At 74.1% G+C, this 16,692-nt stretch carries 16 protein-coding genes; 7 read left to right on the top strand and 9 right to left on the bottom strand.

Annotation, left to right across the window (positions count from 1 at the left end; translation table 11 throughout):
• Nucleotides 1-74: 74 nt before the first annotated feature.
• Both ACFYYN_RS27505 and ACFYYN_RS27500 read right to left on the bottom strand, forming a co-directional pair.
• Nucleotides 75-1,475 carry a GlnX family signal transduction membrane protein gene (locus ACFYYN_RS27505; protein WP_500547899.1) on the bottom strand — a complete coding sequence of 467 codons (1,401 nt, stop codon included), beginning with the start codon at nt 1,473-1,475 and terminating at the stop codon, nt 75-77.
• A gap of 93 nt (nt 1,476-1,568) precedes the next feature.
• A complete protein-coding gene (locus tag ACFYYN_RS27500; RefSeq protein ID WP_500547898.1) occupies nt 1,569-2,666 on the bottom strand; it encodes a PLP-dependent cysteine synthase family protein in 1,098 nt (365 codons plus the stop codon).
• A 158-nt stretch (nt 2,667-2,824) separates the two neighbouring features.
• Between ACFYYN_RS27500 and ACFYYN_RS27495 the strand changes: the two genes are divergently transcribed.
• Both ACFYYN_RS27495 and ACFYYN_RS27490 read left to right on the top strand, forming a co-directional pair.
• The gene (locus tag ACFYYN_RS27495) at nt 2,825-3,133 is read left to right on the top strand and encodes a hypothetical protein (protein ID WP_500324342.1); all 309 of its coding nucleotides are present in this window, start codon (nt 2,825-2,827) and stop codon (nt 3,131-3,133) included.
• Between the two features lie 189 nt (nt 3,134-3,322).
• Nucleotides 3,323-3,880, top strand: coding sequence for an ATP-binding protein (locus ACFYYN_RS27490; RefSeq protein WP_500370644.1), 558 nt, complete (start codon nt 3,323-3,325; stop codon nt 3,878-3,880).
• A gap of 64 nt (nt 3,881-3,944) precedes the next feature.
• On the opposite strand, the gene ACFYYN_RS27485 is transcribed toward ACFYYN_RS27490, so the two are convergent.
• Genes ACFYYN_RS27485 through ACFYYN_RS27475 form a run of 3 tightly spaced genes read right to left on the bottom strand, consistent with a single transcriptional unit; the run spans nt 3,945 to nt 7,593 of the window.
• Nucleotides 3,945-6,521: an ABC transporter permease gene (locus tag ACFYYN_RS27485; protein WP_500547897.1), complete on the bottom strand. Its 2,577-nt coding sequence runs from the start codon at nt 6,519-6,521 to the stop codon at nt 3,945-3,947.
• Nucleotides 6,518-7,288 (bottom strand): ABC transporter ATP-binding protein, encoded by a 771-nt coding sequence (locus tag ACFYYN_RS27480; protein ID WP_500547896.1) that lies wholly within the window; start codon nt 7,286-7,288, stop codon nt 6,518-6,520. The genes ACFYYN_RS27485 and ACFYYN_RS27480 overlap by 4 nt, the downstream gene beginning before the upstream one ends.
• Complete coding sequence (locus ACFYYN_RS27475; RefSeq protein WP_500547895.1) at nt 7,285-7,593, bottom strand: SHOCT domain-containing protein; 309 nt, start codon at nt 7,591-7,593, stop codon at nt 7,285-7,287. The genes ACFYYN_RS27480 and ACFYYN_RS27475 overlap by 4 nt, the downstream gene beginning before the upstream one ends.
• A 147-nt stretch (nt 7,594-7,740) precedes the next feature.
• On the opposite strand from ACFYYN_RS27475, the gene ACFYYN_RS27470 reads away from it, so the two are divergent.
• On the top strand, nt 7,741-8,637 hold the full coding sequence (locus tag ACFYYN_RS27470) for a DUF2797 domain-containing protein (protein WP_500547894.1): 897 nt from the start codon (nt 7,741-7,743) through the stop codon (nt 8,635-8,637).
• Between the two features lie 30 nt (nt 8,638-8,667).
• On the opposite strand, the gene ACFYYN_RS27465 is transcribed toward ACFYYN_RS27470, so the two are convergent.
• Nucleotides 8,668-9,891, bottom strand: a complete 1,224-nt coding sequence (locus ACFYYN_RS27465; RefSeq protein WP_500324348.1) for an ROK family protein — start codon at nt 9,889-9,891, stop codon at nt 8,668-8,670.
• 17 nt (nt 9,892-9,908) lie between these two features.
• On the opposite strand from ACFYYN_RS27465, the gene ACFYYN_RS27460 reads away from it, so the two are divergent.
• The 3 genes from ACFYYN_RS27460 to ACFYYN_RS27450 all read left to right on the top strand — a co-directional run bounded on the left by ACFYYN_RS27460 (nt 9,909) and on the right by ACFYYN_RS27450 (nt 12,647).
• A complete protein-coding gene (locus ACFYYN_RS27460; protein ID WP_500547893.1) occupies nt 9,909-11,147 on the top strand; it encodes an MFS transporter in 1,239 nt (412 codons plus the stop codon).
• Nucleotides 11,148-11,363: 216 nt separating this feature from the next.
• Nucleotides 11,364-12,110 carry a maleylpyruvate isomerase family mycothiol-dependent enzyme gene (locus ACFYYN_RS27455; protein WP_500547892.1) on the top strand — a complete coding sequence of 249 codons (747 nt, stop codon included), beginning with the start codon at nt 11,364-11,366 and terminating at the stop codon, nt 12,108-12,110.
• Nucleotides 12,111-12,179: 69 nt separating this feature from the next.
• Complete coding sequence (locus ACFYYN_RS27450) at nt 12,180-12,647, top strand: DUF4442 domain-containing protein (RefSeq protein WP_500335628.1); 468 nt, start codon at nt 12,180-12,182, stop codon at nt 12,645-12,647.
• Between the two features lie 30 nt (nt 12,648-12,677).
• Here ACFYYN_RS27450 and ACFYYN_RS27445 read toward each other — a convergent pair whose 3' ends face one another.
• On the bottom strand, nt 12,678-13,073 hold the full coding sequence (locus ACFYYN_RS27445) for a MarR family winged helix-turn-helix transcriptional regulator (RefSeq protein WP_500324352.1): 396 nt from the start codon (nt 13,071-13,073) through the stop codon (nt 12,678-12,680).
• An 87-nt stretch (nt 13,074-13,160) separates the two neighbouring features.
• Here ACFYYN_RS27445 and ACFYYN_RS27440 point away from each other — a divergent pair, with 87 nt between their 5' ends.
• On the top strand, nt 13,161-14,657 hold the full coding sequence (locus ACFYYN_RS27440; RefSeq protein WP_500547891.1) for an MFS transporter: 1,497 nt from the start codon (nt 13,161-13,163) through the stop codon (nt 14,655-14,657).
• 55 nt (nt 14,658-14,712) lie between these two features.
• Here the strand turns inward: ACFYYN_RS27440 and ACFYYN_RS27435 are convergent, their stop codons facing one another.
• Nucleotides 14,713-15,378 (bottom strand): transcriptional regulator, encoded by a 666-nt coding sequence (locus ACFYYN_RS27435; RefSeq protein ID WP_499510704.1) that lies wholly within the window; start codon nt 15,376-15,378, stop codon nt 14,713-14,715.
• Nucleotides 15,375-16,640, bottom strand: coding sequence for a sensor histidine kinase (locus ACFYYN_RS27430; RefSeq protein WP_500547890.1), 1,266 nt, complete (start codon nt 16,638-16,640; stop codon nt 15,375-15,377). Before ACFYYN_RS27430 ends, ACFYYN_RS27435 begins: the two co-directional genes overlap by 4 nt.
• Nucleotides 16,641-16,692 lie beyond the last annotated feature (52 nt).

The raw sequence follows: 16,692 nt of genomic DNA, 5'->3' as shown, positions 1-16,692 counted from the left end.
AGATCGGACTGACAGGCCTTTCCATAACCGAACGCAGTTTCCCCACAAGCCCCGTCGGCCCCGGGACCACCGCCTCACCGGTACTCCGCGAGCCGCGGCCGCACACCGACCACGACGAGGGCCGCGGCGATGCCGAGGACGCCCGCGGGAACGGCGGGCCAGCCGTCGAGCGCGGAGCGCGCGGCGTCCGTGCGCACGGTGAAGTCGGCCTGCTGGTCCTGCGCGAGGACGTCCAGGGTGGTCGAAAAGTCCCAGAAGTCGAACCCCACCTCACCGCGCCCGACGTCCGTGAGCACCACGGCTGCCTCGTCGATCCGCCGGCCGGCCATCAGTTCGACGAGCTTGCGGTCGTCGGCGCGGAAGTGCGCGTAGCGCTCGTTGACGTCGGCGTACGCGGTACGCTCGTCCGCCGCGGCCCAGCCGTCGGGGGCCAGCAGGCCGTCCAGCCGCCGGTTGAGCGCGTCGAGTTCGGCGCGCTGCTGCGGCTCGGCGCCGTTGACGAGCCAGCGGCTCTGCGTGGCGGCGGCCTCCGCGGCGACCGCGCGGGCCTGTGCGAGCCGGGACCAGGGGCGCAGTCCGTCCCGGGTCCCGGCGTCGAGGTCGGCGGCGGCGCCGGTGAAGGAGAACACGCCGGCGAGGGTGACCCCGAGCGCCGCGGCCGTGGCGGCGGCCAGGGCCGGGTTGAGGACACGGCGGTAACGGCGGGTCAGGTCCCGCTGCCACCACAGGAGTACGGCGACGGCGACCAGGCCCAGCAGCCCCACGGCCACGGCCGAGCCCACGGCGGCGTCCTGCGCGGTGCGCGACGCCGCCGTGGCCTGCGCGTCGTAGGCCTTCGCCAGGGTCGCGACCTTGGGCAGCAGGTGGCTGTGCATGATGTCGCCCGCCTCGGCGGAGAAGGCGACGGCGACCACCGGCGGGTGGCCCGCGGCCCGCTCGTGGTGCTGCTCGTCGACGTAGGCGGCACGACCGCTGGCGTCGTCGTAGCGCCCGAGCAGGTCGAGGATGCCGCGCACCTGCGCGGCATGGGCCTCGTCGCCGCCGAGCTGCCGGAGGAGGTCGCTGGCCTGGGCCCGGCGTTGCTGGGCGGTGATGAGTGCGAGGAGGCGGTTGCCGACCGACACCTCGGGGTCGTCGACCGCATGGCCGGGCACCAGCTGGTTGGCGCGCTGGGCGTCCAGATCGGCCAGGGCGAAGCGGAGTTCCGCCGTGACGGCGGCGCGGTGCGCGGAGGTGTCGCGCAACTGCTCGGCGTCCGACCGTACGGTGACGGCCCCGACGACCACGGCGAGGCACAGGGCGAGGACGGCCACCAGCGCGGCGGTCGCCTGGACGACCAGGCGCGCCGGGGGCGGCATGCGCCGGCGCCGCGCCCGGACGGGCGGTACCGGCGCCCGGCGCACCGGCGGTGCGGCCGCACCGGGCGCGGGGGTCGGCGGCGCGACCGCCGGAGGCGCGACGTGAGAGATCGTCATATCCGGACGCTAGGAGCGCCCGTGGAAGGGAAGGCGGTACTCCGGCGGACTCCTGGTGACCACGACGTAACAGAACGGAACGGGCGGACCGCGTCAGTCCGGCCAGGTCCCCGCCGTCAGGAAGGTGTCGATGGTGACGGCGTACGGCGTGACGTCCAGGCCCTGTTCGGTGACCCAGGCATCGGAATAGTACTTGTCCAGGTACCGGTCGCCGGGGTCGCACAGCAAGGTGACGACACTGCCCGTGTGGCCCGCCGCGAGCATCTCCGAGACGATCTTGAAGGCGCTCCACAGGCCGGTGCCCGTCGATCCCCCGGCCTTGCGCCCGATGGCCGCCTCCAGGGCGCGGACCGCCGCCACCGACGCCGCGTCCGGCACCTTCATCATCCGGTCGACGGCACCGGGCACGAAACTCGGCTCCACCCTCGGGCGGCCGATGCCCTCGATCCGTGAACCGCGGTCGCAGCACACGGAGTCGTCGCCGCTCACCCAGCCGTCGAAGAACACCGAGTTCTCCGGGTCCGCGACGCACACCAGGGTTTCGTACTGCATGTAGTGGATGTAGCGGGCGATGGTGGCCGAGGTCCCGCCGGTGCCGGCGGTGGCCACGATCCACGCCGGGCAGGGGTTCCGTTCCAGGCGCAGCTGCTGGTAGATCGACTCGGCGATGTTGTTGTTGCCGCGCCAGTCGGTGGCGCGCTCGGCGTAGGTGAACTGGTCCATGTAGTGGCCGCCGGTCTCCTCCGCGAGGCGGGCGGAGACCTCGTAGACCGTCCGCGGGTCGTCCACCAGGTGGCACCGCCCGCCGTGGAACTCGATCAGCCGCTGCTTCTCCCAGCTGGTGGTGCGCGGGATCACGGCGATGAACGGTACGCCGATCAAGGCGGCGAAGTACGCCTCGGACACCGCGGTCGAGCCGCTGGAGGCCTCGATGACGGGCTTGCCCGGCCGGACCCAGCCGTTGCACAGGCCGTAGAGGAACAGCGAACGGGCGAGGCGGTGCTTGAGGCTGCCGGTCGGGTGGGTCGACTCGTCCTTCAGGTAGAGGTCGATGCCCCAGGCGTCGGGGAGCGGGAAGCGCAACAGGTGTGTGTCGGCGGAGCGGTTGGCGTCCGCCTGGACCTTGCGCACGGCCTCTTTCAGCCACCCCCGGTAGTCCGGGTCGGTCCGGTCCACGTCGACGGTGGGCATCGCCTCCGTCGGCCTCGCACGGTCTTCGCGGTCACCCTTCTCGCTGCTGTCCACCTGCGCCGCCTTCCGTTCGCGCCTGTCTCCCGATCATAGGCAGGCGCTGGTGCCACGCCCCCCGGAGCGGGCAGACTTCGAGCGGACGAAGGAGGGGATGCGCCGTGGCCGAAGCGGAGTTCACCGCCACAGGGGTGCGGATCGGACGGCGGCTGCGGTCGCTCACCCGGGGCGGGCAGGTCCTGATCCGTGACGGCCGCCTGGTGCTGCTCACCAGCCGCGGGCGGGAGATCGACAGCGCCCCGGTGGAGGACGTCCACGCCCTGACCCCGCGGTTCGCGGTGCGGCGCCGCACCCTGACACGGCTCAACGGCACCGGCTACCTGCTGACCCTGCGCACGCAGGGCGCGGCGTCCGCGGGCCGCTTCCTGGACGCCCTGCGCACGGCCCGGGAGCGGGTCGCGCGCCGCTGAGCCGAACGGAACGGCACTCTCCGCGTTCACGGAGTTGCGGTAAGCATCCATCGGGGTGATCCTTGAGTGGCGTCACGGAGTCACTGCAGCAGTCACTCACAGCAATCCCGCAAAGGTGTTCCCATACCATGCGGGCGGGGCATGCCCCGATCACAGGGGCGCGCCCTCACCGCGGAGGGAGTCGCAGCCGTGATCAGCTCAGAAGGCAGTAAACGGCAGTGTGCCCTGGAACTTGAGGCACTGCCGTCCCGGATCCAGCAGGTACGCCGCATCGTCGCCGCTCAACTGCGGTACTGGCGGCTGGACCCCCTGATCGACCCCACTCTGCTGGGCATCACCGAACTGCTCGGCAACGTCCACCGGCACGCCCGGCCGGACAAGCGCTGTTCCGTCGAGCTGAGTTTCGCCTCCGGCTGGCTCACCGTCGCCGTCTCGGACAACGATCCGCGCCTGCCGCGGGTCCGCGAGTTCGAGCCCCTGGCCACCTGCGGCCGCGGCCTCGCCATGGTCGTGTCGATGAGCGACAGCTGGGGCACCGAGACCGTCAACGACGGTGGCAAGGTCGTGTGGTTCACGCTCCGGGCCGAGGCGACGGTCTCGTCCAGGGCGATGACCGAGCAGGTGTCGGCGGCAGTCGTCCGCAAGGTCGCCCCGCGGACGCTGCCGGTGCTCCCCGAGACGCCGGAGGCCTGGGCCCCGGTACTCGATCGGCTGGTCCCGGCCGCGGCCGAACCGGTGCTGGTCTGACGCGCGGCCGCCGCACCCCCGGAGGGGCACGGCGGCCGTGGCCCCCGGGCCGTCGTCGGCGGAGTCACTCCGCTGCGATGGCCCTCAGTACGTCCAGACGCGCCGCGCGCCGGGCCGGACGCCAACCGGCCAGGACTCCGGCCGCCAGCCCGACCAGCACGACGACCGCGAGCTGGACGGGCGGCACCGCGAAGGCGCTCGTGCCCGCGCCGTCCGACGCCTTGACCAGTGCCCAGCCGAGGAACCCCCCGAGCGCCAGGCCGCCGGCCGTGCCGAAGGCGGCGACCAGGACGGACTCCCAGCGGACCATGGCCCGTAGCTGGCTCCTGGTCTGCCCGACCGCGCGCAGCAGCCCGAGTTCGCGGGTGCGCTCGTGCACCGCGAGGGTGAGCGTGTTGGCGATGCCGAGCAGCGCGATGAGGACGGCCAGCGCGAGCAGTGCGTAGACGAGCGTCAGCATGATGTCCACGCCCGAGGCGGCGGATTCCGCGTACTCCTCGCGGGTCTGCACCTCGGGGTTGCCGTACTGCCGGGCGATTGCTTGGACGGCCGTGCGGCCCTCGTCGAGGGCGACGCCCTTCTTGAAGGCGACGGCGACGAGGTCGTCGGCGTCCTGCACCTTGTGCGGTGCCCAGGCAGTGCGGGTGACGATGTAGTCGCCGCCGAGGCCGGCCTCCGGGTAGAGGGCGCGCACGGTGAAGGTCTGGCGGGTGCCGTCGGCGAACGCCAGCATCATGGTGCTGCCCGGCTTCCAGTGGTGCTTGTCCGCTTCCTTGCGGGAGACGGCGATGCCGTCCCGGCCGAGGCCGCTCAGGGAGCCGTCGACGGCACCGAGGTCGAGCACGCGCGTCAGGGCGACGGGGTCGGTGACCGTCAGCCGCCGCCCGCCGCCGTCGACTTCGGCGACGCCCTTGCCGAGCCCGACCGCCGTCGCCACCTCCGGCAGCTTCGCCACGGCGGGGGCGAGCCCCGGGCTGAGACCGTTGGCACCCGCACCGAACCCCGAGGCGGTCAGGGCGACGTCACCGGCGAAGGAGCGGTCGACGGTCCGGTCCATGGTGGCCTTCAGGGAGGCACCGAAGACCGTGAAGAGCGACACGACCGCGACGCCGATCATCAGCGCGGTGGCGGTGGCCGCCGTCCGCTTCGGGCTCCGCAGCGCGTTCCGCCGGGCCAGCGCCCCGGTGGCACCGCGCAGCCGGGCGAGCGGGGCTCCCAGGACGCGTACCGCGTACGAGACGGCGACCGGCCCCAGGACGACGAACGCGACGACGACCACGGCGGCTCCGGCGGAGGCGAGCCACACCTCGGGCGTGCCCGCCGCGCCCGCCACGGTCGTCGCGGCACCGGCCACCGCCAGCGCGGCCCCCAGCGCCGCCCGTCCGCGCGAGGAACCGGAGTGGTCCACCGCCGTCTCGCGCAGCGCGGCGAGCGGCGCCGTACGCCCGGCCCTGACGGCGGGCAGCACGGCCGAGCCGGTGCAGACGAGCAGGCCGACGCCGAGCGGTACGGCCATGGCGGTGGCGCCGACGACCAGTCCCCCGTCCGGGAAGGGGAATCCAACGGCCGGGAACAGCGCCTGGAGCCCGGCCGCGATGCCGATCCCGCCCAGGAGCCCGGCGGCCGAAGCGGCCAGCGCCACGGCCACAGCTTCCGTGAGGGTCGAGCCGAGCACCTGGCGCCGGGACGCGCCGAGCGCCCGCAGCAGGGCGTTCTCCCGGGTGCGCTGGGCGACGACGATCGCGAAGGTGTTGTGGATGCTGAAGGTCGCCACGAGCAGGGCGATCCCGGCGAAGACCGTCAGCAGGGTCGTGAACAGCGACAGGAACCGGCCCGAGACCTGGTCGAGGTTCTCGTCCGTGGCCTGCCGACCGGTGATCGCCTCGACACCGTGGGGCAGCACGCCCGCGACGCGCCTCGCCAGCTCTTCCTGGCCGACGCCGGAGGCCGCGCGCACCTTGATCGAGGACGCCCGGCCGGGCCCGGGCATCAGTTGGCGCTCGGCGTCGGCGCGGGTGAGGCCGGTGAAGGTGGACTGGCCCATGCCGTCCTCGCCGCCGAAGGTCACCAGTCCGACGATCGTCACCCGCAGCGGGTCGGGGGTGCGCAGCACGGTCGTGTCGCCGATGCCCACCCCGCCCTGCTCGGCCGCGGCACGGTTCACCACGGCCTCGCCGGCGGCCCTGGGGGCGCGGCCCTCGGCGAGGGCGTACGGGTTCAGCGCGGCGTCGTCGATCCAGTTCCCGGCGAGGGTCGGCGGGCCCTGACCGCCGACGGGCTTGCCGTCACGGCCGACGAGTTGGCCCGCGCCCTCGATGTCGGGCGCGACGGCCGCCACCCCGGGCACGGCCCGCAGCCGCGCGACGAGCGCGCTGTCGACGGGTTCGCGGGTCCCTTGTCCCTCCCCGGGGACGGTGACGACGTCGGCGCTGCGGACGACCACGTCGGTGCCGCTGTTGGCGTGTCCGAAGAGCATGTCGAAGCCGGCGCGCAGGGTGTCGCCCATCACCAGGGTGCCGGCCAGGAAGGCGACACCCAGGAAGACCGCCAGGAAGGTGCCGGCGAACCGGCGCTTGTGGGCCCTCAGGGAGGACAGGCTCAGCCGCAGGGACGCGCGGACCGGCCCGGCCGGCGCGCTCATGACGTCACCCGCTGCCGCGGTGCGGTGCCGCGTCCCGCGTCGCGGGCGGTGTCGAAGGCCTTCATGCGGTCGAGGACCTTCTCCGCGCTCGGGTCGGGCATCGTGTCCACCAGGCGTCCGTCGGCGAGGAAGACGACCTCGTCGGCGTGGGCGGCGGCGACCGGGTCGTGGGTGACCATGACGACCGTGCGGCCCATCTCGTGGACGGCCCGTCCCAGCAGGCGCAGCACCTCCTCGCCGGACCGCGAGTCGAGGTTGCCGGTGGGCTCGTCGGCGAAGACGACCTCGGGCCGCCCGGCCAGCGCCCTGGCCACCGCCACGCGCTGCTGCTGGCCCCCGGAGAGCTCGCTCGGGCGGTGCCGCAGCCGGTCGCCCAGGCCCACGACGTCGATCAGGGCGTCCACCCACTCGCGGTCCGTCCCGGCACCGGCCAGGTCCTGGGGCAGGGTGATGTTCTCCGCCACGGTCAGGGTCGGCAGCAGGTTGAAGGACTGGAAGACGAAGCCGACCCGCTCCCGGCGCAGCAGCGTCAACTGCCGGTCGCCGAGCGCCCCCAGCTCCGTGTCGCCGATCCAGGCGGTCCCGGAGGTGAGGGTGTCCAGGCCGGCGGCACAGTGCATGAGGGTGGACTTCCCGGATCCGGAGGGACCCATGATCGCGGTGAACCGCCCGCCGGGGAACCCGACCGTGACCCCGTCCAGGGCGCGCACCTGGGCGTCGCCCGCCCCGTAGGTCTTGACTGCGTCGACGACGCGGGCGGCGGTCATCGCTCCCCGCCCTTGGGGAAGCGGCCGAACTGCTCGTCCAGGACGGACAGCCGGCGCCAGTACTCGTCCTCGTCGATCTCGCCCGCGGCGAAGCGGCGGCCCAGTACGGCGATCGGCGAGTGCTCGCCGATCGCGGCCCGGGCGTGCCAGGGGCCGCGGCCGAGGCCCCTGCGCCACGCGGCGCGGCGCAGCACGAATGCGACGCCTCCGATGACGGCGGCCCAGATCAGCGGGAAGAACAGGATCCAGGGGCCGGGGCCCCCGTCCCAGTGGTCGGCGAGCGCGGTCAGTGCGTTGGCGTCCATCGCGAATCGTCTCCTTGGTGATGCCGTGGTTTCCTGCACCACGAGACTGGTCCGCGCGCGGCCGCTGGTCGTCGTACGGCCAGCGGCACCGCGGGTACCACCCGGGGAGTACGGCCGCTGTCGGTGCCTGCGCCTAACATGCGGATCATGTGGCGATGCACAGGTCTGCGATGGGTGTCCGGGGGCCCGGCGTGGACCTGGTGGCACCCCCGCCACGGCGACCGGCGCAGTCCCGTGCGCCTCGGCGACCCGCTGGCGCTCGCCGTGGAACCGGGCGCGGTGCGGCAGTGCATGGGCGTGTGGCGTTCGGGGCGCTGGACTCCGTGCCCGCGGGCCGCGGAACTTCCCGCGCGGGCCCGCCGCGACCAGTGCGAGCAGTGCGCGGCGCTGGACCGCTCGCGGTCCGTGGCGGCGGACACGCGGCTGGACGACCCCCGGACCTTCGCGGTGTACCTGGCCTGGTTCGGCCCGGGTCTGGGCAAGGTCGGCATCACGGCGGCCGAGCGGGGCAGCGCGCGGCTGCTCGAACAGGCCGCGATCTGCTTCACGTTCCTGGGCCGGGGGCCGCTGATGGCCGCGCGCCGCGCCGAGTCGGTCCTCGGGACGGCGCTGGGCATCCCGGACCGGGTGGCGACGTCCGCGAAGCGTGCCGCCCGTGCCGCGCTGCCACCTGCACCCGCACGGGTGGCCGGGCTGCGGGCCCTCCACGAGGCGGCGGCCGCGGTCCCCGACTGGCGGGACACGCTGACCGCCACCGGGTTCCAACCCGTCGACCACGCGGTGGTGTTCGGCCTGGAGCCCGACGCGCCCCAGGCCACCGCCGCGGTGACCGGGCTCGCCCCGGGTACCGCCCTGGGCGGCACCGTCGTGGCGGTGGCCGGCGGCGACGTCTACCTCCGCACGGCCGGGCCGGCCGGCGGTGTCCTGCTGCTCGACACGCACCTGGTGCCGGGATGGCCGCTCACGGCGTCGGCGGAGGACCTGCCGGCCCCGCCCACGAAGGCACTGCCGCAGGCCACCGAGCCTCCGGAGCCGCTGTTCTGACGGTGTGCCGGCGGCTCCGGGGGGCGGACCTCAGGCGCCGAGCGCCGTGAGCGGGTCGTCCAGCACGGGCTGCCAGGCCAGTTCCGCGGCCCCGACGAGGCTGTTGTGGTCCAGCGCGCAGGCGAGCAGCGGGATGCCGCCGCTGCGCCCCCACAGGCTGCGTTCGGCGACGACGGCACGCAGCCGTCCCGGGTCGGCGTCGAGCAGCCAGCGGTGCAGGCCGCCGAGCAGGATCCGGTCGGGGTTGAGGACGTTGACCAGTCCCGCGAGTCCCTGGCCGAGGTGGTCGATGAGGCTGTCGGCGGCGCGCCGCACCGCCGGGTCGTCGTACTCCTCGCGGAGCAGGGCACGGCACTGGTCGGGCAGCGAGCCCTCGGGGCCGGGGATGCGGCCGGCGGACTCCAGGAAGGCGAGGGGGTCCACTTCGACGTCGAGGCAGCCACGGCTGCCGCAATGGCAGGGGCGGCCCTCGGGGTTGACCGTGAGGTGGCCGACCTCCAGGGCGAGTCCGGCACTGCCGGTGTGGAGCTTGCCGTGCAGGACGAGCGCACCACCGACGCCGCGGTGGCCGGTGGCGACGACCAGCAGGTGCTCGGCTCCCTGTCCGGCGCCGTGCCGGTGCTCGGCGAGAGCGGCGACGTTGACGTCGTTGCCGACGAAGCACGGCGGCGGCGCCCCGTTGGGGGAGATGATGCCCGACCGCTCGATCTGCTCGCGGAAGATGTCCAGGACGGGCGCGCCCGCGGGCCAGGCGAGGTGCAGGGGGTTGAGCGCGGCGCCTTCCGGCTCGGCGACGGCGGAGGGCACGGCGAGACCGGCGCCCGCGCACGCCCGGCCGGAGGCGCGCAGCAGCTCCGCTCCGGCCTCGACGACGGCGCCGAGGACCCGGGCGGGGTCCGCGGGCACGGTCATGGTGACCGGAGCGGACGCGAGGATGTGGCCGCCGAGTCCGACCAGGGCGGCGCGGAATCCGTCGGCGTGGATCTGCGCGGCGAGGACGACGGGCCCCTCGGGGTTGACGGCGAGCCGGTGCGAGGGCCGGCCCTGCGCTCCGGCGGGTCCGCCCGGCCGGGTGTCGACCCGGATCAGGCGCAGTGCCTCCAGCTCGGCTGCGACGGCCCCCGCGGTCGCCCGCGTCACGCCGAGTTCGGCGGTGAGCACGGCGCGGGTGGGGGCACGCCCGGTGTGCACGAGCGCGAGCGCGGGACCGAGCGCACCACGGCCCCGCTCCAACCTTGTCCGAGTCTGGGTCACAGTCCTATTCTCACTTTGTGCCGAGCCTAAACAAAATACGGAGCGTACTCGCCCGGCAAGATCGCGCAAGTCCGCCGCCCCCGTTGCGGCGCCTGCGTGTCGCCCTGACCGCGTTCTTCGCCCTGGACGGATTCGTCTTCGCCGGCTGGGTCGTTCGCATCCCCGCCGTCAAGGAGCAGGTCGGCGCCTCGGCCGGGGCGCTCGGCCTCGCGCTGCTCGGCGTGTCGGCGGGGGCGGTCGCCACCATGATCCCCAGCGGGCGGCTGTGCCGGCGCTTCGGGGCCCGGCAGGTGACCGTCGGCACCGGTGCCGTCCTGTCACTGGGCGTCGCGTTGCCCCCGTTCACCCACTCCCCCCTCGCCCTCGGTCTCGTACTGCTCCTGCTCGGCGTGGGCTTCGGCGGCATGAACGTCGCGATGAACAGCGTCGCCGTCGACCTGGTGGCCGCGCTGCGGCGCCCCATCATGCCCGGTTTCCACGCGGCGTACAGCCTTGGCGGACTGGTCGGGGCGGGTGTCGGCGGGCCACTGGCCGCGCGGCTGACGCCGGCCCAGCACCTGGTCGGCGTCGCGCTGTTCGGACTCCTTGCCACGGTGCTGCTCGGGCGGCTCCTGCTCGGACACGCCGTCCCCCGTACCGCGGAGCCCGCGGATCCGCCGGCCGTCACCATGGACGGTGCGCACGACACGGCGCGCCAGGCGGGCGCCCGGCGGATGGTCGCCGTCTTCGGCCTAATCGCGCTGTGCACCGCATACGGCGAGGGAGCGCTCGCCGAATGGGGTCCGCTCCACCTTCAGGAGGACCTGCACACCGGTCCGGCCCTCGCGGCCACCGGATACGCCGCCGTCGCCCTCGCGATGACCGTCGGACGCCTCTCCGGCACCGCCCTCCTGCTGCGGCTCGGCCCGACCCGGGCGGTGGTGCTGGGCGGACTCACGGCCTGCGCCGGGATGCTGCTGGGGGCGTTCGGCCCCGAGGTCTGGCTCGTCCTGGCCGGTTTCGCGCTCACCGGGCTCGGGCTCGCCAACGTCTTCCCCGTGGCCATCGGCCGGGCCGGTGCCCTCGGCGGCCCCGGCGGTGTGGCCACCGCCTCCACCCTGGGGTACGCGGGCTTCCTGCTCGGGCCGCCCACGATCGGCTTCCTCGCCGACGCCTTCGGGCTGCCGGTCGCGCTGACCACGGTCGCCGCGCTGGCGGCGGTGGCCGCCGTGGTCGCGCACACGACCCGGCACGCGTCCGCGGCGGCCGGAGTCTGACGCGTCGCATCCGGGTTCCCCCGGCGTGCGGGGACTGGACGGCCGACGCCGCCCACGGCCGGGGTGGCTGGTCGGCGGCCGTGGCAACGGCCGTGGCGTCGGCCGTCCTCGACGCGGTGCTGTCCGGCCTGGTGGGCGCGGGCCCGGCGCCGGCGTCGACCCGCGCACTGAGCTTTCACGGACCCGGCTGTCGGTGCCGGCTGCCACAATCGCGTCATGGAGACAGCCGAGTTCATCGAGGTGCTGCGACGCGACGGCGGACTGCTCGCCGACGCGGCGGAAGCGGCCGGGCTCGACGCCGAGGTGCCGTCCTGCCCTGGCTGGCGCGTGCGCGAACTGGTCCGCCATCAAGGGGTCGTGCACCGCTGGGCGACGCGTTACGTCGCGGAGGGACGGCGGCAGCCGGAGCCCATCGAGGCCGAGGCACCCAGGGACGACGCCTCGCTCCTCCCCTGGTTCCGCGAGGGCCACGGGCTGCTGGTCGCGGCCCTCGATGCCGCACCCGCCGACCTGGAGTGCTGGTACTTCCTCAAGGCCCCCTCCCCGCGGGCCTTCTGGGCGCGGCGCCAGGCGCACGAGACGGCGGTCCACCGGGTCGACGCGGAACTGGCCCTGGGCCGGACCCCGTCCCCGGTGGATCCTGGGTTCGCGGCCGACGGCATCGACGAGTTGCTCGCCGGTTTCCACGCCCGGCCCAGGAGCCGGGTCCGCAGCGGGACGCCCAGGACGCTCCGGGTGCGCACGACCGGCACCGACGCCGCGCGGGACGATTGGCTCGCGCGCATGTCGGCCGATCCCCTGGCCGTCGAACGGCCCGCGCCGGGCGAGGCGGACTGCACGGTGAGCGGCACCGCCGAGGAGCTCTACCTCACCCTCTGGAACCGGGGTGCGTACGAGAAGCTGCAGGTGACGGGGGATGGCTCCGTGATCGAACTGTGGCGGCGCACGGCGGCGATCGACTGACGCACCGGGCGCGCCGCAGGGGCGGCACCCTGGTTACCGGCCGGTAACTTCACGTGCTGGCGTCTTCGCATGGCACGACGTTCCCTCACGCCCGCCGCCCTGCGCCGCGCGATCACCTGGTGGCCGCCCTACCTGTTCTCCGGCATCCGCGTCCTGCACATCGCCGACGACTGGAGTTCGGCCCGGGTCCGCCTGCGGCTCCACCGCTTCAACCGCAACTACGTGGGCACCCACTTCGGCGGATCGCTCTTCTCGATGAGCGACCCCTTCTGGATGCTGCTGGTCATGAACCGCCTCGGGCGCGACTACCTGGTGTGGGACCGCGCGGCGGAGATCGAGTTCGTCTCACCCGGCAAGGGGGACGTGTTCGCCGACTTCAAGCTGACCGAGCACCGGCTCGAGGAGATCAGGGAGCTCACCGCGGGCGGCGACAAGGCCCTGGTGTGGTTCGAGAACGACGTCGTCGCGGACGACGGGACGGTCGTGGCCAGGGTCCGCAAGCAGCTGTACGTCCGCCGGAAGCGCGACTCCCGCTGAGCGGAAGGACGCCTGCGGCGCCGGGCGCCCTCAGGCCTGGCCGAGCATCCGCTCCAGGACGGCGCGCTGCACGGGCTTGACCTCCTCGTGGCGCACCCGGCCCGCCTCGGTCAGTGCGACCCGCACCCCGCGCCGGTCCTCGCTGCAGATCCCCCGGCTGACGAGGCCGTCCTTCTCCAGCCGGCCGACCAGCCGGGAGAGCGCGCTCTGGCTCAGGTGCACGCGGTCCGCGAGCTCCTGGACGCGGTAGGTGCATCCGCCGTCGTCGGGGTTGCCCTCGGCGAGCAGGTCGAGCACCTCGAAGTCGCTCGCCCCGAGTCCGTGCGGGTTCAGCTCACGGTCGAGTTCGCACGCGGTGCGCGCGTGCAGGGAGAGGACCTCCCGCCACCGCTCCACGAGCACATGCTCACTCTTCACGCCGGTCATGGCCGCAGGATACCAGAAAATCAACACTAGATGTACGCACATTAAATGCGCTTGCATCTGATGCACATGCATGTAATGTTCCTCGGCATGACCTCTCCGCACACCGCCGTCCCCGGTTCCGACGGGCGCTGGAGCGCCCGGCAGTGGGGCACCCTGCTGGTGCTCTGCGCCGCGCTCTTCCTCGACGCCCTGGACGTCTCGATGGTCGGCGTGGCCCTCCCGTCCATCGCGGACGACCTCGACCTGTCCACCTCGTCGCTCCAGTGGGTCGTCAGCGGCTACATCCTCGGCTACGGCGGCCTGCTGCTCCTCGGCGGCCGTGCCGCCGACCTGCTCGGCCGGCGCCGGGTCTTCCTCGTCGCGCTGGCCGTGTTCGCCCTCGCGTCCCTGCTCGGCGGACTCGTCGACTCCGGTGAACTGCTCATCGCCAGCCGCTTCATCAAGGGTCTGAGCGCGGCGTTCACCGCCCCGGCGGGACTGTCCATCATCACCACGACCTTCGCCGAGGGACCGGTCCGCAACCGCGCCCTCAGCATCTACACCACCTGCGGCGCGACCGGCTTCTCCATGGGTCTGGTCCTGTCCGGCCTGCTGACCGAGGTGGGCTGGCGCTGGACGATGCTGCTGCCCGCGCCCGTGGCCGTCCTGGCCCTCGTGGCCGGCATGCGGCTGATCCCGTCGAGCCCCCGCGAGCGGCACACCGGCCGCGGTTACGACCTGCCCGGCGCCCTGACCGGCACCGGGGCGATGCTGCTGCTGGTCTTCACCGTCGTCCAGGCCCCCGAAGCGGGCTGGAGTTCGGCCCGCACCCTGCTCTCCTTCGCCGCCGTCGCCGTCCTGCTGGCGTCCTTCGCGGTGATCGAGCACCGCAGCAGCCACCCGCTCATCCGGCTGGGCGTCCTGCGCTCGCCCCACCAGATCCGCGCCAACCTGGGCGGCGCCGCCTTCTTCGGCTCCTACGTGGGCTTCCAGTTCCTCGTCACCCAGTACATGCAGTCGCTGCTGGGCTGGTCGGCGCTGCAGACCGCGCTCGCCTTCCTGCCCGCGGGGGCGCTGGTGGCGCTCGCCTCCACGCGCATCGGTCCGCTGGTGGACCGCTTCGGCACACCGCGGGTGATCGCCACCGGGTTCACCTTGCTGTTCGTGGGCTACGTGCTCTTCCTGCGCGTCGACCTCACCCCCGGTTTCGCCGCGGTGATCCTGCCGTCCATGCTGCTGCTGGGCGCCGCGTGCGCGCTGGTCTTCCCGTCGCTCAACATCCAGGCCACCAACGGCGTGCGCGACGAGGAGCAGGGCATGGTCTCCGGCCTGCTGAACACCTCCTTCCAGGTGGGCGGCGCCATCTTCCTCGCGGTGGTGACCGCCGCGATCACCGCCGGGTCCGATGACGGCCACCCCGCCTCCCCGCAGGCGGTGCTCGACAGCTACCGCCCGGGGCTGGTCGTGGTCAGTGCTATCGCCCTGGCCGGACTGCTGATCACCCTCACGGGGCTGCGCCGCAGGGTGTCGTACGGCTTCGTGGTCGCCTCCTCCGACACCGCCACGCCGGTGGGCGAGGAGCGCAAGGTCCCGGTGCGGGACTGACCTGCTCGCCGCCTGGGGGCCCGTGCGGACCACGGTCCGCGCGGGCCCCTGCGGTTCAGCCGAGCCAGCCCGGCCGCACCAGACCGGATTCGTAGGCGAGGACGACGAGTTGGGCCCGGTCCCGGGCGCCGAGCTTCACCATCGTGCGGCTGACGTGCGTCTTGGCGGTGAGCGGGCTCACCACCAGGCGGCGCGCGATCTCCTCGTTGGACAGACCGATCCCGACCAGGGCCATCACCTCGCGCTCCCGCTCGGTGAGCCGGTCGAGTTCCGCCGCGGCCGAGGGCTCCTTGGACCGGGCGGCGAACTCGGCGATGAGCCGTCGGGTCACGCCGGGCGACAGCAGCGCGTCGCCGTCCACCACCGCCCGTACGGCACGCACCAGTTCCTCCGGCTCGGTGTCCTTGACCAGGAAGCCCGAGGCGCCCGCCCGGATGGCCTCGAAGACGTACTCGTCGAGCTCGAACGTGGTGAGGATGACGACCCTGACCCCGGTCAGCGCCGCGTCCTCGGTGATCAGGCGGGTGGCCTCCAGTCCGTCCATGACAGGCATGCGGATGTCCATCAGCACCGCGTCCGGGGTGAGTTCGCGGACCAGGCGCAGCGCCTGGGCGCCGTCGGAGGCCTCCCCCACGACCTCGATGTCGGGCTGGGCGTCCAGCAGGGCGGCGAAGCCGGCGCGCACCAGGAGCTGGTCGTCGGCGAGCAGGACCCGGGTCATGGGTTCTCCTTGTCGGGGACGGGTGCCGCCGCGGCGCCGGCGGCGCACGGCAGACGGGCCAGGACCCGGAAGCCGCCGTCGGCACGGGGTCCGGCCTCGACCGTGCCACCGAGCGCCGCCGCCCGCTCGCGCATGCCGAGCAGGCCGTTGCCGCCACCGGAGTCGGGGGCGTGGTCGGCGGTCGCGGTGGCGGGGCCGTCGTCGTCGACCCGCAGCTCGACGGCGTCCCGGCGGCGGGTGACGCGGACGCGGGCGGTACGGGAGCCGGAGTGGCGGATGACGTTCGTCAGCGCCTCCTGGACGATGCGGAACGCCGCCAGGTCGACGCCGGGTGGCAGGGCTCCGATGCGGCCGTCGCGGGTGATGTCGACGGCCAGGCCCGCGCCCGCGGCCTGTTCGAGCAGTTCGGGCAACCGGTCCAGGCCCGGTGCGGGCGAGCGGGGTGCCTCCCCGGGGCTGCGCAGGGTGCCGAGCACCTGGCGGACCTCGCCGAGCGCCTCCTTGCTGGCCGCCTTGATGGTGGTCAGTGCCTGCCGGGCCTGCTCGGGGCGTTCGTCCATGAGGGCGAGGGCCACCCCCGCCTGCACGTTGATGACCGAGATGCTGTGCGCGAGCACGTCGTGCAGCTCGCGGGCGATGCGCAGTCGCTCCTCGTCGGCGCGGCGCCGCTCGGCCTCGGCCCGCTCCCGCCGGTCGCGGACGAACTGTTCCCTGCGCAGCCGCCACAGCTCGGCGACGGCGAGGATCGCCAGCAGCCAGGCGGCGGCCCCCGACACCTGGGCCCACGAGGCGGCCTCGTCCCCAGCGGGCGGCAGCCAGCGGTACAGCCACACGGTGATGAGCAGGTAGGCCGTGTACAGGGCGGCCGCGATGATCAGGACGGCTCTGCGGCGACCGGCGGCGACGGCCGTGAAGTACGCGGCGACGATGCTCAGGAAGACCGGACCGTACGGGTAACCGGCGGCGACGTACGCGAGCGTGACGGCCGAGACGGCGGCGGCGGCCGCGACGGGCGCGCGGTTGCGCCACAGGAGCAGGACCGGCCCCGCGAGCAGGAGCGCGTACCCGAAGTGGCCGAGGGTGACCCGGTCGGGCGCGTTGTGCGCGGCGGCCGTGGTGCCGACCACCTGGACGACGGCGATGACCAGCGACGAGACCCACGGGTGGCGCAGGCGCTCGCCGCCGTGGGAGTGGCCGGGCCCGGTGTGGCGCCACCAGGGCCCCCAGGGCGGGCCGCCGCCCCGTGTCACGTCGTCGGTCATGCGGCCACGCTAGACCGGGGGGCGGCGGGTCGGCGTCCGGTCGGCGGGGTGA

The organism is Streptomyces sp. NPDC001902 (assembly GCF_042891295.1).
GTDB lineage: Bacteria > Actinomycetota > Actinomycetes > Streptomycetales > Streptomycetaceae > Actinacidiphila.
This window is presented reverse-complemented; position numbering and strand designations above follow the sequence as displayed.

Bases quoted from the DNA above. Each gene is read 5' to 3' on its own strand.
- ACFYYN_RS27505 (WP_500547899.1), bottom strand. From the start codon at position 1,475: ATGACGATCTCTCACGTCGCGCCTCCGGCGGTCGCGCCGCCGACCCCC.
- ACFYYN_RS27500 (WP_500547898.1), bottom strand. From the start codon at position 2,666: ATGCCCACCGTCGACGTGGACCGGACCGACCCGGACTACCGGGGGTGG.
- ACFYYN_RS27485 (WP_500547897.1), bottom strand. From the start codon at position 6,521: ATGAGCGCGCCGGCCGGGCCGGTCCGCGCGTCCCTGCGGCTGAGCCTG.
- ACFYYN_RS27480 (WP_500547896.1), bottom strand. From the start codon at position 7,288: ATGACCGCCGCCCGCGTCGTCGACGCAGTCAAGACCTACGGGGCGGGC.
- ACFYYN_RS27475 (WP_500547895.1), bottom strand. From the start codon at position 7,593: ATGGACGCCAACGCACTGACCGCGCTCGCCGACCACTGGGACGGGGGC.
- ACFYYN_RS27470 (WP_500547894.1), top strand. From the start codon at position 7,741: ATGTGGCGATGCACAGGTCTGCGATGGGTGTCCGGGGGCCCGGCGTGG.
- ACFYYN_RS27455 (WP_500547892.1), top strand. From the start codon at position 11,364: ATGGAGACAGCCGAGTTCATCGAGGTGCTGCGACGCGACGGCGGACTG.
- ACFYYN_RS27450 (WP_500335628.1), top strand. From the start codon at position 12,180: ATGGCACGACGTTCCCTCACGCCCGCCGCCCTGCGCCGCGCGATCACC.
- ACFYYN_RS27445 (WP_500324352.1), bottom strand. From the start codon at position 13,073: ATGACCGGCGTGAAGAGTGAGCATGTGCTCGTGGAGCGGTGGCGGGAG.
- ACFYYN_RS27440 (WP_500547891.1), top strand. From the start codon at position 13,161: ATGACCTCTCCGCACACCGCCGTCCCCGGTTCCGACGGGCGCTGGAGC.
- ACFYYN_RS27435 (WP_499510704.1), bottom strand. From the start codon at position 15,378: ATGACCCGGGTCCTGCTCGCCGACGACCAGCTCCTGGTGCGCGCCGGC.
- ACFYYN_RS27430 (WP_500547890.1), bottom strand. From the start codon at position 16,640: ATGACCGACGACGTGACACGGGGCGGCGGCCCGCCCTGGGGGCCCTGG.